This window comes from Methylobacterium sp. Leaf99 (assembly GCF_001422375.1).
Lineage (GTDB): Bacteria > Pseudomonadota > Alphaproteobacteria > Rhizobiales > Beijerinckiaceae > Methylobacterium.
Map to the genome: position 1 here is coordinate 2,186,535 of NZ_LMMU01000001.1, position 25,018 is coordinate 2,211,552.

At 61.0% G+C, this 25,018-nt stretch carries 18 protein-coding genes and 1 tRNA gene; 9 read left to right on the forward strand and 10 right to left on the reverse strand.

What is annotated here, in order from left to right:
- Positions 1 to 15: 15 nt before the first annotated feature.
- Positions 16 to 1,260 (forward strand): McrC family protein, encoded by a 1,245-nt coding sequence (locus tag ASF28_RS21705; RefSeq protein WP_244474978.1) that lies wholly within the window; start codon positions 16 to 18, stop codon positions 1,258 to 1,260.
- 20 nt (positions 1,261 to 1,280) lie between these two features.
- Here ASF28_RS21705 and ASF28_RS10005 read toward each other — a convergent pair whose 3' ends face one another.
- From ASF28_RS10005 to ASF28_RS10020, 4 genes are all read right to left on the reverse strand, one after another.
- Positions 1,281 to 2,483 carry a GIY-YIG nuclease family protein gene (locus ASF28_RS10005; protein ID WP_056090908.1) on the reverse strand — a complete coding sequence of 401 codons (1,203 nt, stop codon included), beginning with the start codon at positions 2,481 to 2,483 and terminating at the stop codon, positions 1,281 to 1,283.
- On the reverse strand, positions 2,476 to 4,518 hold the full coding sequence (locus ASF28_RS10010) for a DEAD/DEAH box helicase (RefSeq protein WP_056090910.1): 2,043 nt from the start codon (positions 4,516 to 4,518) through the stop codon (positions 2,476 to 2,478). Before ASF28_RS10010 ends, ASF28_RS10005 begins: the two co-directional genes overlap by 8 nt.
- An 11-nt stretch (positions 4,519 to 4,529) precedes the next feature.
- Entirely contained in the window at positions 4,530 to 7,286 is a 2,757-nt protein-coding gene (locus ASF28_RS21710; RefSeq protein WP_082476377.1) for a class I SAM-dependent DNA methyltransferase, read from the reverse strand.
- A 245-nt stretch (positions 7,287 to 7,531) separates the two neighbouring features.
- The gene (locus ASF28_RS10020) at positions 7,532 to 7,846 is read right to left on the reverse strand and encodes a hypothetical protein (RefSeq protein ID WP_157085461.1); all 315 of its coding nucleotides are present in this window, start codon (positions 7,844 to 7,846) and stop codon (positions 7,532 to 7,534) included.
- A 460-nt stretch (positions 7,847 to 8,306) separates the two neighbouring features.
- Between ASF28_RS10020 and ASF28_RS10025 the strand changes: the two genes are divergently transcribed.
- Positions 8,307 to 9,044 carry a recombinase family protein gene (locus ASF28_RS10025; protein ID WP_082476099.1) on the forward strand — a complete coding sequence of 246 codons (738 nt, stop codon included), beginning with the start codon at positions 8,307 to 8,309 and terminating at the stop codon, positions 9,042 to 9,044.
- Between the two features lie 9 nt (positions 9,045 to 9,053).
- Here the strand turns inward: ASF28_RS10025 and ASF28_RS22450 are convergent, their stop codons facing one another.
- The 5 genes from ASF28_RS22450 to ASF28_RS10035 form a co-directional block, all read right to left on the reverse strand.
- Complete coding sequence (locus tag ASF28_RS22450; RefSeq protein ID WP_157085463.1) at positions 9,054 to 9,458, reverse strand: hypothetical protein; 405 nt, start codon at positions 9,456 to 9,458, stop codon at positions 9,054 to 9,056.
- A gap of 657 nt (positions 9,459 to 10,115) precedes the next feature.
- Complete coding sequence (locus ASF28_RS22455; RefSeq protein ID WP_157085465.1) at positions 10,116 to 12,971, reverse strand: DUF5906 domain-containing protein; 2,856 nt, start codon at positions 12,969 to 12,971, stop codon at positions 10,116 to 10,118.
- 283 nt (positions 12,972 to 13,254) lie between these two features.
- Positions 13,255 to 13,869 carry a hypothetical protein gene (locus ASF28_RS22460; protein ID WP_157085467.1) on the reverse strand — a complete coding sequence of 205 codons (615 nt, stop codon included), beginning with the start codon at positions 13,867 to 13,869 and terminating at the stop codon, positions 13,255 to 13,257.
- Positions 13,870 to 14,439: 570 nt separating this feature from the next.
- On the reverse strand, positions 14,440 to 15,606 hold the full coding sequence (locus ASF28_RS10030; RefSeq protein WP_056090922.1) for a tyrosine-type recombinase/integrase: 1,167 nt from the start codon (positions 15,604 to 15,606) through the stop codon (positions 14,440 to 14,442).
- 951 nt (positions 15,607 to 16,557) lie between these two features.
- Positions 16,558 to 16,631, reverse strand: a tRNA-Gly gene (locus ASF28_RS10035).
- 229 nt (positions 16,632 to 16,860) lie between these two features.
- On the opposite strand from ASF28_RS10035, the gene ASF28_RS10040 reads away from it, so the two are divergent.
- Positions 16,861 to 17,508, forward strand: coding sequence for a Maf-like protein (locus ASF28_RS10040; protein ID WP_056090924.1), 648 nt, complete (start codon positions 16,861 to 16,863; stop codon positions 17,506 to 17,508).
- Entirely contained in the window at positions 17,505 to 17,714 is a 210-nt protein-coding gene (yacG, locus tag ASF28_RS10045; protein WP_056090926.1) for a DNA gyrase inhibitor YacG, read from the forward strand. Before ASF28_RS10040 ends, yacG begins: the two co-directional genes overlap by 4 nt.
- 43 nt (positions 17,715 to 17,757) lie before the next feature.
- Here yacG and ASF28_RS10050 read toward each other — a convergent pair whose 3' ends face one another.
- A complete protein-coding gene (locus tag ASF28_RS10050) occupies positions 17,758 to 19,092 on the reverse strand; it encodes an MFS transporter (protein WP_056090929.1) in 1,335 nt (444 codons plus the stop codon).
- Between the two features lie 391 nt (positions 19,093 to 19,483).
- Between ASF28_RS10050 and cyoA the strand changes: the two genes are divergently transcribed.
- From cyoA to ASF28_RS10075, 5 genes are all read left to right on the forward strand, one after another.
- Positions 19,484 to 20,743, forward strand: a complete 1,260-nt coding sequence (gene cyoA, locus ASF28_RS10055) for a ubiquinol oxidase subunit II (protein WP_082476100.1) — start codon at positions 19,484 to 19,486, stop codon at positions 20,741 to 20,743.
- 54 nt (positions 20,744 to 20,797) lie between these two features.
- Positions 20,798 to 22,801, forward strand: a complete 2,004-nt coding sequence (gene cyoB / locus ASF28_RS10060) for a cytochrome o ubiquinol oxidase subunit I (protein ID WP_056090932.1) — start codon at positions 20,798 to 20,800, stop codon at positions 22,799 to 22,801.
- Positions 22,802 to 22,805: 4 nt separating this feature from the next.
- Positions 22,806 to 23,453, forward strand: coding sequence for a cytochrome o ubiquinol oxidase subunit III (gene cyoC, locus ASF28_RS10065; RefSeq protein WP_056090934.1), 648 nt, complete (start codon positions 22,806 to 22,808; stop codon positions 23,451 to 23,453).
- Positions 23,453 to 23,902, forward strand: coding sequence for a cytochrome o ubiquinol oxidase subunit IV (gene cyoD, locus ASF28_RS10070; RefSeq protein ID WP_082476101.1), 450 nt, complete (start codon positions 23,453 to 23,455; stop codon positions 23,900 to 23,902). The genes cyoC and cyoD overlap by 1 nt, the downstream gene beginning before the upstream one ends.
- A gap of 64 nt (positions 23,903 to 23,966) precedes the next feature.
- Positions 23,967 to 24,680 carry an SURF1 family protein gene (locus tag ASF28_RS10075; RefSeq protein ID WP_056090937.1) on the forward strand — a complete coding sequence of 238 codons (714 nt, stop codon included), beginning with the start codon at positions 23,967 to 23,969 and terminating at the stop codon, positions 24,678 to 24,680.
- The last annotated feature ends 338 nt before the right edge of the window (positions 24,681 to 25,018 follow it).

Below are 25,018 nucleotides of genomic sequence, written 5' to 3' on the forward strand. Positions count from 1 at the left end.
ACAGACGTCTCATCTGTGCTTCTACCCGTCGGCGCGCGGAGGCCGGACGATGAGCCAATCGCAGTCTATGAAAGCACAATTGGTCGCTGGAGAGCGGGTAGATATATCGGCGAGCTGCAGTTTGAGAACGGTATACTCCGCATCGAGCCGCGCTTTGGAATGCCGAGCCTGCTACGCTGGCTCGGTGAGATCTGGGGTATGAGACTGTTTGACGGCGGCGGCGCCCTGAAGGAACAAGGTCTGTGGCTTTGGGTGATTATCGCGCATCTGTGGGGTGGCAAGCTCAGCGCAGCGGCTAAGCACGGCCTTCCATACCGCCGCAGTGACGCAATCCATATAGGCCCAGCGATGAGAGGTAAGCTGCTTCCGATTCAAACGGCGCTCGTGCGTGCTGTTCGCGACGATCATCTGGTCAGCAAAACACGCATTCGTGTTGTTGATCGACTAATTGGGGAGATTACCCTGCTTGCTGCGCAGCATCTCAACGGCGCACTCGGGACGAAGGGACGGCGCGCGAGTTGGCTGTCCGAACGCGGCAGAGACATCCTTGATGAGCTGAAATCCTTTCTGGGCACACACCGCGACGAAGGGGCTGTGCACAAAGCTCACTCCATCCGGTATACGCCAATCACTGAAGGCTATCGCCCTCTGGTGGAAATTTCGCTTTCAATTCTTGCGCGAAAGCCACGTTTACCGGAAGCGGCCGGAAAGGCACAGTCCCATGGCCTACTATTGGATATGGCAGAAATCTGGGAACTTTATATCGCTAAATTATTGCAAGCGGGCCTTCCGTACTTCCGCGTGCTTCACACAGGTCGGACGAAGCACAATTTTCAATGGTTATTAACAAACGGGAGCGGAGGAGTTCTACAATCTTTGCGCCCCGATATCGTTGTCCTCGACAACCATGATCAATGCTTAGCTATCGTCGACGCTAAATACAAAAATACGCGATCGAACAGCAATAATGTGAACGGCGTTCTACGAGAAGATCTATATCAATTGTCTGCTTATCTTTCGGGGTTTGGAAATCCTGGGCATCGCCTTGAAGGCATTTTGATCTATCCGGAGGATGACGACGGGCAAGTTAAGTCTGTATTGTCTTCTAATAACCCTTGGTGGTTAACTTCAAATCACAATCGATACCTCAGTTTCATGTCGGTCGACGGTACCGACACTGCCCCCGGATCATCCTTATCCGGAAGCGAACAAGTATTGATCAGGGATATTGAAGCACGTCTTGGCTTGGCGCGAGAGTAAAATTGATTGTTAAAATCAACTTATACGTCAAACGATTGAGAAAGCTTCGCCTTTGATGGGTCATATACGTAATCGATAATTGAGCCGTCCTTGATGCGCTCAACAGCCTCGTCGACAGCGAACAATGGTACCAAGAACCATTCCTTCGGCACCACGGGTTTCCCAAAACGGTCTTTGATCTCAATATCGACGCGGGCGCGGCCAAAAACCTTGTGAACTAGATTTTCGAGCTTCGTCCGATTGATGTTGTACAGCTTATAGGTCGCGATAAGCTCGACATCAGCCATGAGAAACGTCGGATCGAGGCGGGGGTTCGCGATGCGTTGTTCAACGCTGCCGCTTGTAACACCGATTTTATGAAGGACGTTCCGATGCGCGGCGACGATCGGATGATCCGATTTGCTTCGCAGGACGTAGATTGTCCCGCTCGCCTGGTCGCCATCCTCCCCTTTATCCGCGAACAAAGGCCCTGCGGTCGGCTCGGTGATGCGCCGGCCTGCCTCGTCCTTATAAAGGGCACGTTGCAGCGAGCGAAGGAGCAAATCGCTTTCGGTCCCATTAGAGTAGATCACCCGCAGCCGTGCGTCTGACTCGCCGTTCGGCGCTTTAATAGGTTCTCCAATCGACGCCACGTAGGCGGTCTGGCCATTTAGAATAAAGAACTGCCCTGCTTTGATTTCTGCCTTTAAGAACCCGGCATCTTTTACGAAGTGCCTCGTTGTACGAAGTCCGCTTGCGAGGTCATTCTGAACCTGCTCAAAAAATGGTTTAAAGGTCTCAAAATCCAAGCACTTTTCTCTAGTCGCGATTTCCTCGGCTTCGCGCTTCTCCACGCTGCTGCGGACATGGCGTAACTGCGTAATATCTGACGAACCTGCAGCTCCCTCTAGCTCTGCCAGCAGCTCATCGTCGTCCATCGTCTCCACCGACGTGACGGGCGCAGCCAAGGCCTCGGTCAGCAATCCCTGGTGGTCGAACGCCGCCAAAAGAGAGCGGCAGTCCTCAAGCGCACGGAGCCGGTCGAGCCGCACGGCATACAGCCGTTCGAAGATTTCACCGTCGTCGCCGTGCTGTGGGACACGCCCATACGTCTCCACGAACCGCTGTATGTCCTCGAAGCCGGCAATCACCCGTTCCTCGCGCGGCGACCGTCCGCCCTTCTTTTCCGACTGGGCAAAGTCCTCCAGTTCGGAGCGCAGCTCATCCAGGTCGAGATCACTCATAGCGTCCCTCATCCTTGAAGCGAACGAAGGCGGCAGCGCCCTCCGCCATACGCTTTTCCCAGGCGTCGGCAGAGCTGATCGAGGGCAGGCGTCCACGCTCCTTTTTGAACCGGACGGCCCGCACCGCCAACTCTTTCGCCTCTTCAGGTGTCAGCGCGGTGCGCTTGGCAGCAATCGCGGCCGCGACCTGCTTCAAGCTGTCCTCACTCATCGTTTTAGCGAGGATCGAGTAGGCTTCGCCGAACGGGTTGACCCGGTCGATCAGGTCAATGTCCAGCTCCCGCACATCCATCGCGAATTTACGCACGCCGTCGACAAAGGCCGTGTTGGCCTTCTCCTCCAGAAGCGAGTTGCCGGAGGCAACCTCCTTGGCCTTCTGCGTAAGATTAAGCGCCGCCACGGCATGCTGGCGGATGGCTTCCTGATCCTCGTCATCCAGATGTGGGTACTTGTCCTTGATGATCTTGCCCATGCGCACCTGGGTCAGCTCCTCGGGCACCAGTTCCTCATCGAACAGGCCTCGCTCGATCGTCGTCTTGTCCTGCACAAAGGCTGCGATCACCTCATTTAGGTCCTCCTGGCAGATGCGGGACGCCTCCTCGGTCTTGGGCGTGGCCAAGCCCTTGATCTCGATCTGGAATTTGCCGGACTCATCGTTGAAGCCAACGTTGCATTTATCCGGATCGTAACCGCCTTCGCCATAGTCAAAGCCAGGCGTCGGGCCGTTCTGTGGGTTCTTCGGCGTGAACTCGAAGCGGGGCGCCAGCACCTGCTCCATCAGCAGGCTGGCCGCGATGGCCTTCAGCGTGTCGTTGACGGCCTCGGTGACGACCTCATCGGCGGCAGCGGGTTCGGCAATCAGGTTCGAGAAGCGGGCGCTTTCTTTGCCAGGCGCGTCGCGGGTGGCCCGGCCGATGATCTGCACGATTTCGGTAAGGCTGGAGCGGTAGCCGACTGTCAGGGCGTGCTCGCACCAAATCCAGTCAAAGCCTTCCTTGGCCATGCCGAGGGCGATGATGATGTCCACATGGTCGCGGTTGTTCTTCTGTGCCGAGTCCTTCAACGCGGCAGAGACGCGATCCCGCTTGGCAGGGTCATCATCGACCAGATCGGCAACGCGCAACACACGCCCATCTGCAGCCTTCACAAGCTGAAAGCCCGTAGCAGGATCAGTCCCCTGCCATGCACCCAGCTCCTCGATGATATGCTCAACCTCCTTGATTTTGTCCTTCGTGCTCTCTCGCGAATTAACGCTCGGGATGTGGATGATGGTCTTTTCGCCCGGGTTCAGAACCTTCAAAATGTCATCGGCATACGAGCCAGAATAAAAGAAATAGCCGATATCGAGGCGCTTCAGATACTGGTATCCATTCAGCTGCTCATAGTAGGTATACGTGACGCTATCAAATTTCCCTTCGGCCTCGGGCGACAGGACCGCTTCTGCATCACCGCGGAAATAAGATCCCGTCATCGCCACGATGTGCACGCGATCGCGGGCGATGAATTGCCCCAAGTGCAGACCAAGCTTGTTGTCAGGGTTGGAGGAGACGTGGTGGAATTCATCGACCGCGATCAGCCGATCATCGAAGGCCTCAACCCCGAATTTATCAACCGCAAAGCGAAAGGTCGCGTGAGTGCAAACTAGGACCTTGTCTACGCTTTCGAGGAACGCGCCGACTGAACTGACTTTGCCTCCGTTATCGTTGCCCGGCGCGTCGCAGAGGTTCCACTTCGGATCGACGTGCCAGTCAGCCCAGAAACCATGTTTGCTAAGCTGCTCATCGTGAAAGCTTGAGCCGATGGATTTTTCCGGCACAACGATGATGGCTTGCTTAAGACCTTGGTTTTGGAGCTTATCAAGAGCAACGAACATCAGCGCACGGCTTTTGCCAGACGCTGGCGGCGACTTGATCAGGATGTACTGCTCGCCTCGCTTTTCGAAAGCGCGCTCCTGCATCGGCCGCATGCCAAATTCATTGGCTTTGGTCGAACTGCCATTTCTCGCATAGGAAACAGAAACGGATGGAACGGTCATAGTGGAATTTGTCACGCGCGAGTCCCCACCTTTTTCTTCGGTGTTCCCTGAGCAATCGATGTCTTTGTATAAAGCTCAAACAGCTTTTCGAGCCTTTCAGTATCGTTCTTAAAGCGTCGGCCCAGATATATGCGTTCCAAAACCTCGTCGTTGCCCTTGTGCACCTCAAGCAAATCGACGGGCATTCTATCAGGGTCATAAAGTTCCGCGATCGTGGCTGGAAAATGCCCTTCCCGAGCCAGCAGGATTTGCTCAGCGCTCCGGGAAAGATCAGCCTTATTCTTTTCTGTAAGAGGTGGAAGCGGAAACGTATTCCAACTCAGATTAGATGAATAACTAAGAGTGCTACCGAGTTTTCCGGACAAGGCTCGTGCCCATATGAAGTGCAGACGGGAGTTAAATATCGCAAAATTATGGAATTCAAAACTGAACATCGCGTGCGCTTTATGAGTTACTATAAAATTAGAGTCAAATATCCCAGATGGTAGATATTCACGACGGTCCGAGGAAAGTTGAGGAACAAGCATCCCCATTTTTTTCGTTACGTTACGAAAACGAAACTGGTGGGGACGACTTATCAAAGTTTTGGCAACCTCGCCGGCGGCTTGCCGGAATGTACGGACCGCTCGAATTCTCGAGCTAATAGGCTCAATACTGTTCGCCAATGGTAGATCGACATCATCGATCCAGAGACACCAACGGATACGTCCATCAAAGAACTCAGATGTGCCTGAGACTCTTCGAAACAACCGTTTGCTATCAGGATAAGTGCTGGTCAAATATTCTTTTTCATCATTCGTGAAAAATAGAGCACTTCCGTCAGCGGCCTGGTTTCCTGTATTGATTTTTGAGAGATCAGATAGAGGACTTGATCTTGATTCGATAAGGTCGTTGCTTCCGTTAATAAGATAAGGATTTATACGACTGACTTCGCGCTTCCCATCTTCAAAATAAATGTGGCAAGCCCTTGCATGATTGGACGCCGACAGTCCGATGATAGTGCAATGCACCCCCGCATTATTAGTGGCATTGTTAGACCATTTGAAATATTCATAACAAAAATCTATCTCGGCGCCACTATTGATAACGAAAGGCCAGAAATTTGGTACGTGAAAGCCCTGATTTAAAGATGCTGTCGAAACAAAGGCTACGCGTCGAAAATGAGCTAGACAATCTATTGCTTTCGCAAAAAAGGCGCAAATGTAATCCAAATTCAGATAACTGTAACGTCCGTCTGCTACAATTTTCATTTCTAATTTCTGATCTTTATTCTGCTTTTTTCCGCCGAGATAAGGAGGATTACCGCATACATAAGTTTCCCCCCCTTCGTTCTCGAACTCGATCTGCGCTTGCTTTAGTGGTGTGGAAAACAGATCATCCGCATAGTGTTTCACCGCAGTTCCGGTTGGCGGGCATATGCTAAGCCAATCGAGCCTCAGCGCATTTCCGCAAGTGATCCAGTTTTGGGCGTCGAGTGGCAGGAAATCTTGAAGTGCCTCCTTCTGGCCCCGATAGAGCACGTCGCACTGGTACTCGGCGATGATAAGCGCCAGGCGAGCGATCTCGGCCGGAAAATCTCGCAGCTCGATGCCACGGAAGTTCGTCAGCGGAATTTCCGTGCGCCGGTCGGCTTCCTCACGACGGTGGTTGATGTCCGCCTCAATGGCCCGCATTTCCTTGTAGGCGATGACCAGGAAATTGCCCGAGCCGCAGGCCGGATCGAAGACGCGGATCTTCGACATGCGCTTACGCAAGTTGAGCAGCATGCGTGCATTGTCGCCGGCCTCATCCAGTCGCCCCCGCAGGTCATCGAGGAACAGCGGGTTCAGCACCTTCAGGATGTTTGGCACGCTGGTGTAATGCATGCCGAGCGCGCCGCGTTCGTCCTCATCCGCCACGGCCTGGATCATTGACCCGAAGATATCCGGGTTGATTTTTTTCCAGTCGAGGCCGCCGATATGCAGCAGGAAAGACCGGGCGATGCGGCTGAACCGCGGCACATCCGAGCTGCCGGAGAACAGCCCGCCGTTCACATAAGGAAAGCGGTCTGCCCAACGCGGAATGCCTACGCGTGCCCGGTCCTCCATTTTGGTATTCATGGTGCGGAAGAGAGTGCTGATGATCTCGTGCGTGTTTGAGGAGTCCTTGGCGCTCATGGTTTCGATGACTGCGGTGAATGTCCCGCTGCCGGCGAATATGTCAGTGTCCTCGGCAAAGAAACAGAAAATCAGCCGTGCCATGAAATGGTTCATGTCAGGGCGGCGTTCGGCTGTGCCCCAAGCCGGATTGTCCTTCAACAGCTCGACATAGAGCTTGTTGAGACGGCTGGTGGCCCGTATGTCGAAGGAGCTCTCGCGAACCTGCTTGACTGTGGTGATGCCTGCCAGCGGCAGGAAAAAGCCAAAATAGTTCGGGAAATCTCTATAGTTACAGCTGATCGGCGCATCGTCCGTCGTTAAATCTTCCGCCTCAAACAGATCGCCATCGGTTGCCAGCACAAAACGCGCCTTTGCCCGTGTTGTTGCAGGGCTGGCTTTCAGTAGTGCGAGCGTATTGGTGACCTCGCCCGTCTGGCAGGTGGCGATATGGATGTTGTTGGTCTGTAGAACGCCTCCGACGTCGGATTTATTTGAGGCCCCGCTGCGGAGGCGCTTCAGTGTGGTTTCCTTGTTTCCGAATGCCTCCAGAAACGAATAAGGAAACTCTGCAGCGACGAAAGGGCGCTCCGCAAGGGCCGATATAGCTTCCTCAATCTCAACGGCATTCATGCAACAGGCTTTCCAATTTCAGACGCATTTACATTCCGGCTGCAGCCAGTTCTTGCCTTTATCCTTTTTCCAGGCAGTTGTTTTGTGGAATTAAGCCCTCCCCCCGCCGACCCCTTTTTCAGGCCTAAGCGTACCCGGTTCGCGGATGACGGCGCCAGCCCCTTCTGAGGCGGGAGCGGCTAATCTGGGTGGATGGTTTCCTTTGCCCCGTGGCGGCGCTTACGCAGAGGCACCCTACGTCGTGACTACCTGGCCCATCGGAAGATCCCGGCGGCGGCCTCCGCCCGCGCTCGTGCCGGTTTGGTGATGTCATCAGCGATCCGGCGCATCTCGCGCACCGCCAAAGGGGTCGGGACCTCCTTGCACCCCGCGATGCGCGCCTCCGCAGTCCGCAGCAGTCCATCGATCCACGCGGCCTTTCGGTTGGCTCGCGCTCGCTCCTTCGCCTGATCCTTCCGCGACTGGGCATCGCGGGCATGGTCCTGGCGCAGCAGCTCATGGAAGCGCTGGGCTGCATGGACTTCCAGCATATGGATTTTGTCGGACTGGCGCTTGCTCACGGTGAACCTACCCGCGTGGGGCTGTTTCTCATACCGGCTGAAAATAAGGCAGGGTACCTCGCGTGGAGAAGAGGCCCAGGCGGGGTTAAATGGCAGCTCCTGGGAACTCGGACATGGTACCTCGCCGTCAGCAAAGGCCTGGGGTTGGAGGTTCAAGAACGAACTCCGGGGAAAATGGCTGAGACTTGCGTGTGGGGTACAAAATTCAGAAAGCCCTTAGGATGCTTGCCCCGGGGCGGGGGGTATTTTCAGAAAAACCTCCGGAAATAGGCAGTAAATCAATTAGTCTTATACAGACAGATTTAGGCTTTAGGCTGTCGCAAATGAGTTATTACAGTCGCTATTAATGCAACTACGCGCATATCGCACTCAAATACTCAAAACTAGGGAGCGTTTCGCCCTTGTGTAACAATGCCATATGTGCGTATAGCTGTGTTACAAAAACAGAACTGGCTTCCAAATGACGAGCACGGACTCTGCCATCAATCCCAGGGCTGCTGACGCCAGCGCCGCCGCCGGGCTCCGCCCTTTGATCGCCTATCTGCGCGTTTCAACCGAACGCCAGGGCAAGAGCGGCCTGGGGCTGGAAGCACAACGGGCTGCCGTTTGCACCTTCGCAGAGGCCCACGGTTACCGCATCACGGGCGAGCATGTCGAAATCGAGACCGGTAAGGGCAGCGACGCGCTGGCTCGCCGGCCGCACCTCGCCGCGGCACTGGCATCTGCCCGCAAGGCCAAATGCGCGGTGGTGGTGGCGAAACTCGACCGCCTGTCCCGGAACGTTGCGTTCATCGCCGGCCTGATGGCCCAGCGGGTGCCGTTCGTCGTGGCAGAACTGGGTGAGGATGCCGACCCCTTCATGCTGCACCTGTACGCGGCGCTGGCCGAGAAAGAGCGTGCCATGATCGCAGCCCGTACCAGGGCCGCACTGGCCGTCAAACGGGCGCAGGGGGTCAAACTCGGCAATCGCACTAATCTGCCGGTGGCAAGCCGGGCGGGAGGCGCCAGCACGGCCCTTGCAGCCGATGCCTTCGCCGCCCGCGTCGTGCCCGTAATCGCGGCTATGCAGACTGCCGGGGCCACTTCGCTGAGGGCAGTCGCTGCAGCATTGAACGCACGGTGCGTCGAGACCGCCAGGGGCGGCGAGTGGACGGCGGTGCAGGTTGCGCGGGTGCTGGCCAGGGGCGGCGAGCGATAGGCTTCCGAATCATGCCTCGGCCGCGTTGGACGCGCCATCCGGTGCCCAATCGACCCATTCGAGGATCCGGGCGGCAGCCGCGACCCGCACCCTTCCCGGCTTAGTGGCATCGTTCGCGATCCGGCGCATCTGGCGCACTGCCAGCGGTGTCGGAGCGTCCTTGCACGCCGCAATGCGCACCTCTGCAGTCCGTACCAATCCATCGATCCGCGCGGCCTTTCGATCGGCTTTCGCTCGGGCCCGTGCCTGATCCTCGCGCCACTGGGCGTCGCGGGCACGGTCCTGACGAAGCAGTTCATGAAAGCGCTGGGCCGCGTGGATTTTCAGCATGTAGTTTTTGTCGAGCGGGCGCTTTTTCACCTTCAACCTCTCGGCGGTGAGGGTGGTTTTCGAATGGGTTGGAAGATAGCGCACGGTGCCTCGCGCGGAAAAGAACCCCGGTAGTGGGATTGAACGGCAGGTCCTGGAAGATCGGAAATGGTTCGGTGGGAGTTTGGAGCCGACTCGGGGCCGCCCTCTGGGGCCCTTTGCATAGGGGCATCAGGTTGCACCCTCTGAGGTTGTATCGGTGGGGCCTGCTCGGACATGCGGACATGAAGCACCCTGTTTTGGGGTCTGTGCTCTACAAAGACGTCCTCAGCAAACCCTCTGAAATAACGAAAAACATTTATTCGGTTTTTATTCCAGCTATATCACCTCTTACCAGCACAACTTACTCTCTTCATGTCCACCATGTCCATCATGTCCAAATAGAAGAGAGACATCAGGGAAAAACGATTGCTACCAATGGCTTAGGACTTTTGAGGATTTCAGCAAAAATTCGTGCCCTGTGTCCGGAGCCGTGTCCGCATCCGCCCATTCATGTCTGCCTTTTTGAATGAGAATTTTTATTTATAACTTCCGTGTTGAGTGTTTGTGTGAAACAGCGGACGTTTTGGACATGGATGGACGTGCTCGCCGACCACCACAAACAAAGCGCATCCGCACAACCTAGAATTTTGAATAAGTTTGGGCGAGACAGGCCTGTAAGCCCGCCACGCCTCGAAGCTAGGCCCGCCGATTAGTTCCTGATCAGACACGGCGCCGGTTCCGCAACTCGACTACATTGACTGCACCAGCCCTGTCGGTGTCGTCTTCATCATCCCCCGCGATCCGATCGATCACCGGTGCTATAGGATCAATTCGTACGTCATAGGGCTTAGCCCGCACGCCATCACGCACCGGGTGCCGCTCGCGGTCCTTTTTCAGTAGAGTGGACAACTCTGGCCAAGGCATATCTTCGACTGGCATCGTGCGGCCCCCGAGAACGTAGACTGAAGGGGTCCGTTTCCCGCGATATTTCCGGGGCTCGACCTTGCGGGTTTTCTCCCCGAGATAATCCAAGGCCTTTCCGCGCATCGGGCCAGCCCCACTGCCAGCCATGGGCCCCACGGGCTTCCCGAGCATGTAGAGATCGCCACCACCGCCCCAATCGCCGCTCTCGCCCGCCTCGATCCCCGCCACCCAATTTGCCAGGGGTACGATGTCGGCTAGGGTCACGATCCCGCGGCCGGCCTGCGCCAGGGTATCGAGCGCGACCGCCATGTGGCGTACTGCCGGCACCATGCTCCGATACTGTGCCGACGCCTTCTCGGCTGTGACCGGGGGTGGGGCGTCCGCACGATATTGCCCGATCGCACGACCTGCCAGATAATTCCAAATCGCCGCCAGCCGCTCCGGATCCTTCAGGATCGCCCCTAGGCGCACGTAGAATTCCTGATCCGGACGATTGGCCTGTGTTATGCGGAATCGCACCGGCATTATGCGGCGGTCACGTTCCTCGATTGGAATGACATTTTCATAGTTTGTCGTGGCAATGATGTAGCTGTGGTTTTCGACCGACTTTGTATCAATGCCCTTTTTCTCTATGTCAATATAATCACCGCCCGATCCCGCATCCACCATTTGCTTAACGGTTGAAATAAGTACTGCAGTGGTCGCACGGCCCGAACCTTCCGGTAATTCCTTGATTGAGCAGATGCGGCAGCCTTCGATTTTGCCAAAAATGAACCGCAACGCCGCATCGTTCATCAATTTCGCACCATCCACTCGGCTTTTGACGTGATCCCCGGTGCCATCGAACAGCGCGATCAGACTTTCCGCGAACAGGGATTTTCCGACCCCTGGTTCACCTTCGATTACCAGCATGTGTCCTGGCCGCTTACCAGTCTGCACCATGTAGGCAAAGGTATCGAGCAGATATTCCGTAACCGGCCCATCCCCGAAACCGCGACGGATGAAGTCAAGAAAATGCTCTGTGTCAACCTTCGCCTGGGCAAAATTGCGCCGGGGCTTGTCAGCGGCGTTCTGCGCCTGCGACCGCTGCCGCACATTCAATGCCCCGTCCGGGTTGTCGCGCGCGTCATACCGCTCAACCACTTCGCCATAATCGAACCTCGGGTTCCGAATTTCCCGAGTGAAGAACGCAAACGGATAGGCGTTCTCTAAATCCCGGAGAAAGACAGGCAGGCCGATTTTCTTTTCGCTGTAGGCAACGTGCATTTCCTGTAGCAATTGGGGGTCAGGGTCCGGTGTTAGCTTCGCCCACCAATCCGTGGCACTCCAAACACGCTCTGGGTGCGCGCGCAGCCGCATCGGCTGGCGAATATTGCGTGAGGCCCCACCCGTAGAAGTGCCCATGTGCTGGAAAACATAGGCTTTAGCTGCACGGGAGAGCAACTGCCCATTTTCCTTGGCCTTCGCAGCCCTCTCGACAGACTTGTGAACATCAATTTCCGGTGAGGTGTCCGCACAGCCGTCATCCACGAAATCGATGCCGTCGAGATCACGCACCCCGAAGGCACGGAGAAGTCGGGGCAGGTGTTCTTGCGACAGACGCACACCCTTACGCAGGCTGTCCCAAGCATTATCGAAATAGTCGTCGTCGCAATAGCCGCCGCTGCTTCCGACAGCCCAGCCCCGCACTTCTTCTTCCCACTCTTGATCCAGGGCATTGCAGCCCAGTGCGGCACGGATCGAAGCGAGAGCCCCAATAAACACATCGCGCGAACCGAAATTTTCCTCTGTGTTCGGCATCTTCCACAGCGCGTCGATGATTTTCTTTGGCGATGTGATCGGCTCATTGCGGTTGTAGTCGTGCAGTTTGCCGCCGCCGACACCGTGCCACCCTCTACCGGACGTGTGCACCACCTCACCCCCGGCCGCCTCCACCAGTTCCACTAGGCGGCGCAGGAAACGGTCGATATCGGCATTCGTGATCGAGTGCAGTCGGCCGTCACGGTGCATCTTGGCAAGGTCGCGATCCGGAGACCAATGGTAGGCGTCGCCGCTCGGGTGGGTGCCAGAAATGAGGTATTGCGTTCCGTAGCCTTGGATATCGACCCCGTGTCGCGCAGGTGCGCTCGCGTCCTCACCGGACATTCGGATTTTAAGGCGTCGCGGTTCAACGCACTGGTTTATGTCTCGAAAGTAGTCACAGCGGAAAGCGTAGGTCCGGCTCAGGCTGTCGCCCCGAAGGCGTTCCGCGTATCCGCCGCCACTGCCTAAGGTGTCGATGAAAGCAGTCTCGGCGAGCCGGAAAAAGGCTTCTGAGTCCGCATCCACGTCGATCCCAGGAAGCACCCGTCCCAGAACCCCGACGTTGCCCGTGGGCCAATCCAACGCTTCTGTGATGGTGCACTTGTCGAGACCTTCCGAGACGGCGGGAGGACTGCCCCCGAGACCCGTCCATTCACCCCGGCGCGCATCGAACCGACCGGGCACCTTGCCCAAACTTTTACGATTGCGCGCGAGGCTGGAATTCTCGACGACTCGAGCACCGGGCGGTGCGACCGGTACCAGCGCACGAGCGGTGATCCCTGCCTCGATGAATGGCCGGCACGCCTCGTCGAACGTGAGGGCGGGCGTTGACTTGTTATCAGCAAACATTACAGGTTTTTCCTGTCAATTAGATAAATTGGCCCGTCGCCTTCTCACGAGGTCCGGGCCATTTCTATTTGAAGCGTCTCAGCACGCCCTACCGCTCATCTTCCCAGATGCTCCGGCGTTCACTTGCGGCTAGTTGATTGCGTATGCTTCGAGCATCGCTTCGGTATTCCTCAGCCCACTTGCGCTTGATTTGGTAGAAATTTTCGCCCGCGTTCGCGCATCTGCAATCGGCCGCGAGGTTACAACTGCCCTCGTCTTCGGCACCCCAAATGCGCATGTGCTCCTACGGACGGGAGTGCTGCCAGAGTTGCGCCTCCCGATAGAACCGCGGAGCGCCGGCGGGCAGGTTGACCCGCTTGCCAGTCCAAAGATGCTTTCGTTTGTGCATTACTCGCGCGACCGCCTCGTCTAGATCGGCGTCAGTGTCGAAAGGGCACGGAGACCGGAGGATTGCGATCGGATCTCTGCAAACGGCTCTGAACTCAGCTGCCAGTAGGAGTTTGCTCCGCATTTCCAGCACGCAGCCTTCCACGCAGTGGTGAAATGCCCGCTGTCGTTGCCAGCCACCGAGAGATGGCGCACCCGGTTGGATACAGGCTTCGCTATCCTCTGCGACAGCCACGAACTCGTAATATGGATCGATGCCGTGAAGTTCTTGGTCCCGGAACAGTTTGTCGTGATCTACGTAGCGCTGTTCACGATTCAAAAGAAAATTGTTCAGTTCGCGCTCTGAATTGAAGCACGTTTCAAAGGGGTACGTCTCGCCCGGATCCGGCCGGCGCGGGTTGAACCAACCGCGGCTGACATTCTCCAACGCGACAATTGGATTTCTAATATCGCATGCTCGTTCGCCTTCACGTCGCAGGAAGTGAGGGCGGTATGAATTGGAGTTTTTCATTTGTGCTTTCTTTCTTTCTCTCGATCGCGGCGTTCATCAGTGCAGCCTCTTCCGCTCTTGGGATTTCCGATCTTTGGGAACTCTAATGCCCAATCAGGCCAGCACTGGACGCAATCGGCGACGTTCAGTGGGTGCGTGATCGGTTGGGGGTGCCGCTCTGTCAGCCAGTGCGAACAGTTCGCCCCTCACAGAAGTCCATAAGTGCACCAACCCGCCAGCCGAGCTTGCGTGCGCTCAGCCTGATTGGTGCAGGGGTTTTGCCGGCCCGTGCCAGCCGCCGCCAGTGCTCCCTAGAGAGGTTGCAGAAGGCGGCTGCCTCACCGGAGCCTACCACGCGACTGCGGGCGATCTGTAGAGCACCCTCCGCGTCGGAGTGCTGGAGAATGTAGCTTGACATGACTTGACGGTCTCCATGTAGACATAACGCTACTTAGGGTACGTCTCATAACGCTACTGTCAAGACTACAATCGAAAGTCCTATTTTATGATTGTGGACTGAATTTCGGAAATTCATATGCGCAATAATTGAATATTTTCGAAAATACCCGGCGTCGAATTTCTAGGGTAGTTTCATTTTACAAGCGCGAGCAAGTGCTCAGCCCAATGCGCAAGGGCAGCCCGTTTTTCCGTGGCATACGCCGCGCGATTATAAACTCCCGCAACGCCGGATTTCGCGGGGCCTGTCACATGATTTACGACCGCCTCAACCACGTGCGGCAAAACTCCAATTTCATTCATTCCGGTGACGACAGTGCGCCTGATGTCGTGCAGTCGCCACGGTGACATTTTGATTTTGGAATTGTCTCGAATGCGCCCGTCCATGCTGGCCTTCGCGCGAGACCACCCCTGAAACGCACCTTCTCCCTCCCCAAAAACGAGGTCCCGCCCCTCGCGCTGCGGCACGCCCTGGATTATTGCCAAAGCCGCGTCGGACAGCGGAATGTCGTGGGGCAACCGGTTTTTGGTGCGGGACGCGGGCAACCGCCAAACCGCCGGCTCAATCTCCGACCAACGCATCGCGCCGACTTCCTCGCGCCGTTGACCGGTGAGGAAGAGCAACCGCACGATCCGCCCGTAATCGTCATCGCCGCACGCGCTCCAAATCGCTGCGATTTCTTTTTCAGTCAGAACACGGTCTCGGCTGATTTCTTCTGCCGCCTTACCGGTGGCGATCACGGGGTTCGCCTCGACTTGCCCTTGCCGCATTGCCCACGTGAACAGTGCTGACAGCGTGGCACGCGCCCGGTTGGCAGCGAATGGCCCCCGTGACACGGCGATCTCGCCCAGCCGCTCCGCGATGTCACGCCGTGTCAAGACGTGTATCGGGATCTCTTTCAGCGGTGCCCAATGCTGCGCGAGATGCCGCTCGACCTCCTCGAAACTGCGCGGTCGCAAGCGTGAACGGGCATGGGCCAGGTAATTTGTGGAGACGGTGCCAAGGGTCATTGCCGCGCGAACCCGAGCGGCAGCCTTTTCTGCCTGCGGATCGGCGCCGAGATGCACCGATGCCAGCACTGTTTTGGCACGGTCTCTTGCATCGTCAGCGCTCAGTGCCTCGGGGGTGCCAAAGCTTATTCGTCGCTGTTTCAACCCGACCCGATATTGCGCGATCCAAGTGCGCTTGCCGCCGGCACGAATGCGCAAGCCAAAGCCCGGCAATGTGTCATCGAAAAAGATGGCCTCGCTCCGCCCCTCCGGCAGAGTCAGCCGCGCGACGCTCGATCGGGTCAGACGCATGGTGCACCTATTCTCAGTGCGGGGGCCACGGCGCCGAACGATGCCGGCTGGGAAGCGACTGGGAAGCACATGGGAAGCGACATCCTGCCCCGTTACGCCGTATTACGTCGGCATCGGACTGAGGGTATTGCAGCTAAATCATTGGCGAGCAACATCCTAAGATGCTTCCCAATGTCTTATGTTGTCGCTAAACTTCTGACTACGAATCTGGGGGTCAGAGGTTCGAATCCTTTCGGGCGCGCCAACACTTAGCTTTGGTTTCACGATCGGCGGGAACGACCCGAGGGTCACGCCGAACGGACCGGCGCACCGGGTCGCAGCATCATTTCCCTAGGTCGATCGTTCGATCCGGCGCATGGTCGGCGGCGATCCGTTGGACCACGGACCTCCCACGCTCGCCGTGAGCGCCTGAAGTGGAGCGAGCTTGCTCTCCCCCAAGGCGCCCCCATGCTCGAGATCGCCCTGCTCGCCGGTATCATCCTCGTGGGAGCGACCATTTCCGGGCTCGGAATCCTGTACGTCCTCCGCCAGGCGTGAGCTTGGGCGAGGCGCGGATCGCCGTCACACAACCTCCGAATCCCGCCACCGGCGGCCCAGGCTCGTTGCGACGGCCCATCGGCCGGCGCTGCACGGGACGGCTCCGCATCGGGCGCGAAATCGCCGTCCGTCGCGGCGCGGGGAGCGGCGATGCGGTCCACGACCCCGTGGCCGCGCTCAGGCGCCCTCGTGCGCCGAGGGGCCGCGAACCGGGACCGGTGGATGGCGGCGCATCGCCACCGCGGCGGGCATCCCGAAAGCCGTTCGCGATCCGGGGGAGGGGTGGACAAATCACCCGCCGTTGCGGGGCTCCGCGCCACACGGCAGGCCGTCAGAACCAAGTCGTGAACCGACATGGCGAACGCGAGATCAGCGGCCGGACGTCAAAAAGGCTGATGCTTCAACGCGATAGATTGGAGCGGGCGGCGGGAATCGAACCCGCATATTCAGCTTGGGAAGCTGACGTTCTACCACTGAACTACGCCCGCGGCCGCGGCCCTGGGCCGGCGGTGCGGCCGTGGGGGCCGCGATCGGGACCATATCAGAGACGGTCGCGTTGTCCACGGCCTTGATGGCGGGGGCGCGCGTGCGTTCCCATTCGGGCCGGATTCCGATAGCGTCCGGCGGCGTGGCGGACGGTGCCGTACTGGGCCGACCGCCTTTCTCCCAAGTCCTTCCGGTGGATACCTTATTTCGCATGACGGTTCGCACGTGACGATGGCCGACGCTCCCATCACGCCGCCGCCGCAGGCGGCGCGCCTCGTCCTCGCCTCGGCGTCGCCCCGGCGCCTCGCCCTGCTGCAGCAGGTCGGGATCGAGCCCGATGCCCTGCTGCCGGCGGATGTCGACGAGACGCCGCGCAAGTCCGAGACGCCGCGCGAGCTCGCCCGGCGCCTGGCGCGGGACAAGCTCGGCGTCGCCGGCGATGCGGCGCGGCGGCGGGACGACATGCGCCAGGCCTTCGTGATCGCGGCCGATACCGTCGTGGCGGTGGGGCGCCGCGTCCTGCCCAAGGCCGAGGTGGCCGACGAGGCCGCCGACTGCCTGCGCCTGCTCTCGGGGCGCCAGCACCGGGTCTACACGGCGGTGTGCGTGCTGTCGCCGAAGGGGACCCGGCGCGAGCGCCTGGTCGAGACCCGGGTGCGGTTCAAGCGCCTGTCGGGCCGGGAGATCGAGGCCTACATCGCGTCGGAGGAATGGCGCGGCAAGGCCGGCGGCTACGCCATCCAGGGCCTCGCCGCCGCCTTCGTGGTCAAGCTCGTCGGCTCGCACAGCGGGGTGATCGGGCTGCCGCTCTACGAGACCCTGAGCCTCCTGGAAGGCGAGGGCTTTCCCGTTCGCGAAGCCTGGGGGACCATGGCATGACCGGCCCGATACCCTGGCCCACCGCCCCCGAGGAAGCCTGTCCGATCTGCGCCAAGAAGGCCAAGGCGGAGTTCCGGCCGTTCTGCTCGGCCCGCTGCGCCGACGTCGATCTCGGGCGCTGGCTCACGGACCGCTACGCGATCCCCACCGCCGACGACGAGGACGAGGACGCCACGCCCGAGGCCGGGCGCGACCGGTCCGCCTGAGGCGGGACGCGCCGTTCCACGCCCCCGTGGAACGGCGTTTCGTTCAGGCCGCCGCCGAGGTGCGCCGGTTGTAGCCGAGGGCCGCGAGGGTCGCGAGGGCGCCCGACAGCAGGTAGACGCCGACCCAGGCCAGGCCGAACTCGCTCGACAGGCTCAGGGCGACGAGGGGGGCGAAGCCGGCGCCGATGAGCCAGGCCAGATCCGAGGTCAGGGCCGCGCCGGTGTAGCGGTAGCGGGTGCCGAGGTTGCTCGTCACCGAGCCGGAGGTCTGGCCGTAGGACAGGCCGAGGAGGCCGAAGCCGACGAGCACGTAGATGGTCTGCCCGACCTCGCTGTCGCCCACCAAGAGCGGGGCGACGATGCTGCCCAGCGCGAACAGCAGGATGAGGCCGGCGGAGACGGCCACCAGGGTGCGGCGCCCGATCTGGTCGGCGACGATGCCCGAGATCACGATGGCGCCGGCCCCCACCATGGCGCCGGCGAACTGCACCATGAGGAACTCGCCCACCGAGCGCTGGGTGAACAGGTTGATCCACGAGATCGGGAACACCGTCACGAGGTGGAACAGGGCGAAGCTCGCCAGCGGCACGAAGGCGCCGACGAGGATGTCGCGGCCATGGACCCGAACGGTCTCGAACACCGGCGTCGGCTCGAGCTCGCGCATCTCGATGAGGCGGACGAATTCCTCCGTCGCCACGAGGCGCAGGCGGGCGAACAGCGCGACCACGTTGATGGTGAAGGCGACGAAGAACGGGTAGCGCCAGCCGAAATCGAGGAAGTCGGCCTCCGACAGGTTGGCGAGGAAGAACGCGAACAGGGCGGAGGCCAGCATGAAGCCGATGGGCGCGCCGAGCTGCGGCATCATCGCGTACCAGCCGCGCTTTCCCTCGGGGGCGTTGAGGGCGAGCAGGGAGGCGAGGCCGTCCCAGGCGCCGCCGAGCGCCAGGCCCTGGCCGAACCGGAAGGCGGCGAGGAGCCAGATCGTGGTGGCGCCCAGCGTCGCGTAGTTCGGCAGGAACGCGATGGCCGCCGTGGAGCCGCCGAGGAGGAACAGCGCGATGGTGAGCTTGACCCCGCGCCCGTGGCGCCGGTCGATCTCCGTGAAGATCGCCGAACCGATGGGCCGGGCGACGAAGGCGAGGGCGAACAGCGCGAAGGAATACAGCGTGCCGGCCAGCGGCGTCACGAACGGGAAGAACACCTTCGGGAAGATCAGCACCGAGGCGATGCCGTAGACGAAGAAGTCGAAATACTCGGCGGCCCGGCCGATCACCACGCCGATGGCGATCTCGCCCGGCGCCACCGTGTGGTCCGAGGAGGTCTCGTGGGCGTGGCGCTCCGCCTCCGACGAGGACGGCACTGCGGTGTTTGCGCTCATCGGGGCACGTGTGCTCACTGGCTTGGGGCCCGGGGCCTGGGGCCCGGAATGCGGGCCGGCTGGGTGCCCGGAGGGCGGATTCGGGGTCCGGAGGGCGGCGGCCTCGCACGCGGCGCCGCGCCCCGTCGGTGTGCTGATTATGGCCTGAGGCGGGCCCGCGTCAAAGCGCAAGGCCCGGCGCCGCCCTGTCGCACCCGTCACGGTGCCCCTGAGGCGGTAAGGGACATTGCCTCGGGGGAAAGGGTTTGGCTATGCTCCGAGCGCCTACCTGAGAGCATACCTTTCCCCTTGTCAGGCCGGTCTGTTGCATCGCACTAGGCGACACGTTCGACGTGACGCTCATCGGCGGCACGGCACGGGCGGCATCATCGAGTCCGCGTCAGCCGATCCCATGACCGTCAAAATCCTCCGCACGCTCCTCCTCCTGCCCGTGTTCGGCCTGCTGTCGGGCTGCAACATGGTGCTCATGCAGCCGTCGGGCGACATCGCCACGCGGCAGCGCGACCTCATCCTGGCCTCCACCGGGCTGATGCTGCTGATCATCATCCCGGTGATCGTCGCGACCCTGTTCTTCGCCTGGCGCTACCGCGAATCGAACAAAGAGGCGGCCTACGATCCCGACTGGCACCACTCGACCCACCTCGAAGTGCTGATCTGGTCGGCCCCCCTGGTCATCGTCATCGCGCTGGGCGCGCTCACCTGGATCAGCACCCACACCCTCGACCCGTACCGGCCGCTCTCCCGCCTCGACGCGTCGCGGCCCCTGCCGAAGGACGTCAAACCCCTCGTGGTCGAGGTCGTCGCACTCGATTGGAAGTGGCTGTTCTTCTACCCAGATCAGGGCATCGCCACCGTCAACGAGATCGCCGCCCCCGTCGATGTGCCCATCACCTTCAAGATCACGGCCGCCACGGTGATGAACTCGTTCTTCATTCCCGCACTCGCCGGACAGATCTACGCCATGCCCGGCATGGAGACGAAGCTGCACGCGGTGATCAACAAGCCCGGTATGTTCGAGGGCATGTCGGCCAATTACAGCGGCTCGGGCTTTTCGCGCATGAACTTCCGCTTCGTCGGCCTCGATCAGGCCGGCTTCGACGACTGGGTCGCCAAGGCCAAGGCGGGCAACAAGCCGCTCAGCCGCGAGGCCTACCTCGAACTCGAGCGGCCGAGCGAGCGCGAGCCCGTGACCTTCTACTCGTCGGTGGCGCCCGGCCTCTACGGGCAGGTGCTCAACATGTGCGCCGTGCCGGGCAAGATGTGCATGCACGAGATGATGGCCATCGACGCCAAGGGCGGCGCCGGCAAGGACAGCCAAGCCAACCGCGCCCGCCTCGAATACGACAACCGCTACGCCGAGCGCGGCGACGAGGGCAACGCCGCCACCGTGGGCGGGTCCGGGCGCTCATCGCACAGCCCCGAGCAGCCGCAGGGCATGAAGCCGAAATCCACGGCGCCCGAGGTCAAGCCGCATTCGGGATCGGAGCATTCCGGCCACGATCATTCCGGTCACGCGCACGGGGATGCGGCCCCGGCTGGGGACGGCCCCAAGGGCGACGGACCCAAGAGCGGCGAAACCAAGAGCGGCGAAACGAAAAGCGACGGACCCGGCGGCGCCGATCCCGTCGCCCCCGGTCAGCTCAACAAGTAACGCGGACGCCTCCGCCCGCTTCCCGATTCGGCACTCCTCTCACGAGACAGGCCCATGTTCTCCAATCCGGACCTTCAGAAGCTCCTGTTCGGGCGACTGACCCTCGACGCCGTGCCCCTGCATGAGCCGATCCTGCTCATCACCTTCGCCATGGTCGGCCTCGGCGGCCTCGCGGTCCTCGGCGGCCTCACCTATTTCCGCCTCTGGGGTCCCCTGTGGCGCGACTGGTTCACCAGCGTCGATCACAAGAAGATCGGCATCATGTACATCGTGCTGGCCCTGGTCATGCTCCTGCGCGGCTTCGCCGACGCCCTGATGATGCGCGCCCAGCAGGCCATGGCGTTCGGCCCCAACGAGGGCTACCTGCCGCCGCACCACTACGACCAGATCTTCACGGCCCACGGCGTGATCATGATCTTCTTCGTGGCGATGCCCCTGGTCACCGGCCTGATGAACTTCGTCGTGCCGCTCCAGATCGGCGCCCGCGACGTGGCCTTCCCGTTCCTCAACAACTTCAGCTTCTGGATGACGGTGGCGGGCGCCGTGACCGTGATGGCGTCCCTGTTCGTGGGCGAGTTCGCCCGGACCGGCTGGCTCGCCTATCCGCCCCTGTCGGGACCGGCCATGAGCCCCGGCGTCGGCGTCGACTACTATATCTGGGCCCTGCAGATCGCCGGCATCGGCACGCTGCTGTCGGGCATCAACCTCATCGCGACGATCGTGAAGATGCGGGCCCCCGGCATGGGCATGATGCGCATGCCGATCTTCACCTGGACGGCGCTCTGCACCAACATCCTCATCGTCGCCGCCTTCCCGATCCTCACCGCCGTTCTGGCGATGCTGTCCCTCGACCGCTACGTGGGCACGCATTTCTTCTCGAACGACCTCGGCGGCAACCCGATGATGTACGTGAACCTCATCTGGATCTGGGGTCACCCGGAGGTCTACATCCTGATCCTGCCGGCCTTCGGCGTGTTCTCGGAGATCACCGCCACCTTCTCGCGCAAGCGCCTCTTCGGCTACGCGTCCATGGTCTACGCCACGGTGGTGATCACCATCCTGTCGTACCTCGTCTGGCTGCACCACTTCTTCACCATGGGTTCGGGCGCCAGCGTGAACTCGTTCTTCGGCATCACGACGATGATCATCTCGATCCCGACGGGCGCCAAGATCTTCAACTGGCTGTTCACCATGTACAAGGGCCGCATCGACTTCGACGTGCCGATGCTCTGGACCATCGGCTTCATGGTGACCTTCACCGTGGGCGGCATGACCGGCGTGCTGCTCGCCGTGCCCCCGGCCGACTTCGTGCTGCACAACTCCCTGTTCCTCATCGCCCACTTCCACAACGTCATCATCGGCGGCGTGCTGTTCGGCATGCTGGCCGGCATCACCTACTGGTTCCCCAAGGCCTTCGGCTACAAGCTCGACGCGTTCTGGGGGAAGATGTCGTTCTGGTTCTGGCTCACGGGCTTCTGGTTCGCCTTCATGCCGCTCTACGTCCTCGGCCTCATGGGCGTGACCCGGCGGGTGCAGCACTTCGACGACCCCTCGTTACAGATCTGGTTCGTCATCGCGGCGTTCGGCGCCTTCCTCATCCTCCTCGGCATCGCCTCGTTCATCGTCACCCTGGTGGTGAGCTTCCTCAAGCGCGAGGAGCTGCGCGACCTCACCGGCGATCCGTGGAACGGCCGCACCCTCGAATGGGCGACCTCGTCGCCGCCGCCGGACTACAACTTCGCCTTCACGCCCGTGGTCCACGACCATGACGCGTGGTGGGACATGAAGAAGCGCGGCTACGTCCGGCCCCTGAGCGGCTTTCAGAAGATCCACATGCCGCGCGGCACCGCCACCGGCCTCATCCTCGGCGTGATCTCCATCGTCTTCTCGTTCGCGATGATCTGGTACATCTGGTGGCTCGCGGCCCTGACCTTCGTGGCACTGACGGTGGTCACCATCGGCCATACCTTCAACTACGCCCGCGACTTCTACATTCCCGCCGACGAGGTCGTCCGGACGGAGAATGCGCGCACGGCGCTTCTGGCGGAACGGGTCTAGGATCATGGCGGCGCATTCCACGGCGGCCTTCACCGCCGACGACTTCAAGGGACCGGGGGACACCCCGGTCTTCCTCGACGCGGACGGCAAGCACCATCCCGAGGGCGGGACGATGCTGGGCTTCTGGCTCTACCTGATGAGCGATTGCCTCATCTTCGCGGCCCTGTTCGCCGTCTACGCCGTGCTCGGGCGCAACTACGCCGCGGGGCCGTCGCCCAAGGACCTGTTCGACCTCAAGCTCGTCGCCCTCAACACCTCGATGCTGCTGTTCTCCTCCATCACCTATGGCTTCGCCATGCTGGAGATGGAGAAGGAGAAGCGCGGGCGGATGCAGCTCTGGCTCGCCGTCACCGGCCTGTTCGGCCTGTGCTTCATCGGCCTCGAGCTCTACGAGTTCCAGCACCTCATCCACGAGGGGGCGACGCCCCAGCGCAGCGCGTTCCTGTCGGCGTTCTTCACCCTGGTGGGCACCCACGGCCTGCACGTCAGCCTCGGCATCGTCTGGCTCGTGATCCTGATGGTGCAGGTCCAGCTGCGCGGGCTCGGCGATGAGAACAAGCGCCGCCTCATGTGCCTGTCGATGTTCTGGCACTTCCTCGACGTGGTCTGGATCGGCGTGTTCACCTTCGTCTACCTCATGGGAGTCCTTTGATGAGCGTCGCATCGGAGGACGCCAACGTCCGCGGCAGCGGCCGCGACGTCCACGAGGAGCCCGGCGGCCACGGCTCGTTCCGGGGCTACATGACGGGCTTCCTCCTGTCGGTGGTGCTGACCGCGATCCCGTTCTGGCTGGTGATGTCCGACGTGCTGGGGGCGCCGCGCCTCACCGGCCTCGTCGTCATGGCCTTCGCCGTGGTCCAGATCGTGGTCCATATGGTCTACTTCCTCCACATGAACACCAGGTCCGAGGGCGGCTGGACGATTCTCGCCCTGATCTTCACCCTGACCCTGGTGCTCATCACCCTCGTGGGCTCCGTGTGGGTGATGTACCACCTCGACACCAACATGATGCCGGCCGACCACGGCATGCACATGCCGGCCCCGCAATCGGTGCCCGTCGAGCCGGGGACGGCGGCGCCGCCGCATCAGCACCAGCATTGATTCTTCACGGTCGGCCGCGTTCGATGAAGGCGGTCGTGTCGGTCCTGCAACCGGGTCGCGTTCCATGAGCGCGACCCGTCTGCGTCCGGGCCTGTGGGGCCTCGCCGTCGCCGCCTGTCTCCTGGCGGCGGGCCTCGTCGCCCTCGGGATCTGGCAGCTCCAGCGCCGTGCCTGGAAGCACGACCTCGTCGCCCGCATGGACGCCCGCCTCCAGGCCGCCGCCGTGCCGGCCACCGGGTGCCCCTGCGAGCCCTACACCCGCGTGTTCGCCGACGGCGCATTCGCCCATGACCGCGAGACCCTGGTCCAGGCCGTCACCGAGGCCGGGCCCGGCTTCTGGGTGCTGACCCCCCTGGTGGGGGAGGGCGGCGCGATCCTGATCAACCGCGGCTTCGTGCCGAAGGACCGGCGCGACCCCGCCACCCGGCCGACCGGCCAGGTCGCCGGCCCCGTGCGCGTCACCGGACTCCTGCGCCTCACCGAGCCCGGCGGCGCTTTTTTGCGGAGCAACGATCCGGCCGGGGGACGCTGGTACTCGCGGGATGTCGCAGGCATCGCGGCGTCACGTGGGCTCTCGGGGGCGGCGCCGTACTTCGTCGACGCCGACGCCACGCCCAATCCCGGCGGCCTGCCCGTGGGCGGCCTCACGGTCGTGGCGTTTCCCGACAACCACCTCGTCTATGCGCTGACCTGGTTCACCCTCGCGGCCATGGTGCTGGGCGCGCTCGCCTACACCCTGCGCGATGCCGTGCGGTCCCGGAACGATCGTTCCGCCTGACCAGCAGGGGAGGGGGCTTCGCCAGCCCCCCGCGTTCGAGCGGAGTCCGAGGGTGGCCGCGCGGGGGAGGGGTTTTGGGACCCGGGGGATGGCATATCCTGCCGGAAATGCCCCTTGCGCTGCCGAGGTGGCCCAAGGGCGGCTTTCGCCGGGCCCGTCGCAAAAATTTCGCGTCCCTGTCATCCGGGGTGTTGACGGGGCGATTGGGGGTCCGTATACCCCGGTCATCGGCGGCGGCGAGCGGGACTTACGGGTCTCGGGGCGGCGGCCGGTACATCTCGGAGACGATTTATCGGATGGATGATCCGGCCTTGGCTGGATGATCCACTGTTTTTGTC

Excerpts from the sequence above, each read along its gene's own strand:
- ASF28_RS10005 (WP_056090908.1), bottom strand. The coding sequence starts at position 2,483 with ATGAGTGATCTCGACCTGGATGAGCTGCGCTCCGAACTGGAGGACTTT.
- ASF28_RS10010 (WP_056090910.1), bottom strand. The coding sequence starts at position 4,518 with ATGACCGTTCCATCCGTTTCTGTTTCCTATGCGAGAAATGGCAGTTCG.
- ASF28_RS21710 (WP_082476377.1), bottom strand. The coding sequence starts at position 7,286 with ATGAATGCCGTTGAGATTGAGGAAGCTATATCGGCCCTTGCGGAGCGC.
- ASF28_RS10025 (WP_082476099.1), top strand. The coding sequence starts at position 8,307 with ATGACGAGCACGGACTCTGCCATCAATCCCAGGGCTGCTGACGCCAGC.
- ASF28_RS22455 (WP_157085465.1), bottom strand. The coding sequence starts at position 12,971 with ATGTTTGCTGATAACAAGTCAACGCCCGCCCTCACGTTCGACGAGGCG.
- ASF28_RS22460 (WP_157085467.1), bottom strand. The coding sequence starts at position 13,869 with ATGAAAAACTCCAATTCATACCGCCCTCACTTCCTGCGACGTGAAGGC.
- ASF28_RS10030 (WP_056090922.1), bottom strand. The coding sequence starts at position 15,606 with ATGCGTCTGACCCGATCGAGCGTCGCGCGGCTGACTCTGCCGGAGGGG.
- ASF28_RS10040 (WP_056090924.1), top strand. The coding sequence starts at position 16,861 with ATGGCCGACGCTCCCATCACGCCGCCGCCGCAGGCGGCGCGCCTCGTC.
- yacG (WP_056090926.1), top strand. The coding sequence starts at position 17,505 with ATGACCGGCCCGATACCCTGGCCCACCGCCCCCGAGGAAGCCTGTCCG.
- ASF28_RS10050 (WP_056090929.1), bottom strand. The coding sequence starts at position 19,092 with ATGAGCGCAAACACCGCAGTGCCGTCCTCGTCGGAGGCGGAGCGCCAC.
- cyoA (WP_082476100.1), top strand. The coding sequence starts at position 19,484 with ATGACCGTCAAAATCCTCCGCACGCTCCTCCTCCTGCCCGTGTTCGGC.
- cyoB (WP_056090932.1), top strand. The coding sequence starts at position 20,798 with ATGTTCTCCAATCCGGACCTTCAGAAGCTCCTGTTCGGGCGACTGACC.
- cyoC (WP_056090934.1), top strand. The coding sequence starts at position 22,806 with ATGGCGGCGCATTCCACGGCGGCCTTCACCGCCGACGACTTCAAGGGA.
- cyoD (WP_082476101.1), top strand. The coding sequence starts at position 23,453 with ATGAGCGTCGCATCGGAGGACGCCAACGTCCGCGGCAGCGGCCGCGAC.
- ASF28_RS10075 (WP_056090937.1), top strand. The coding sequence starts at position 23,967 with ATGAGCGCGACCCGTCTGCGTCCGGGCCTGTGGGGCCTCGCCGTCGCC.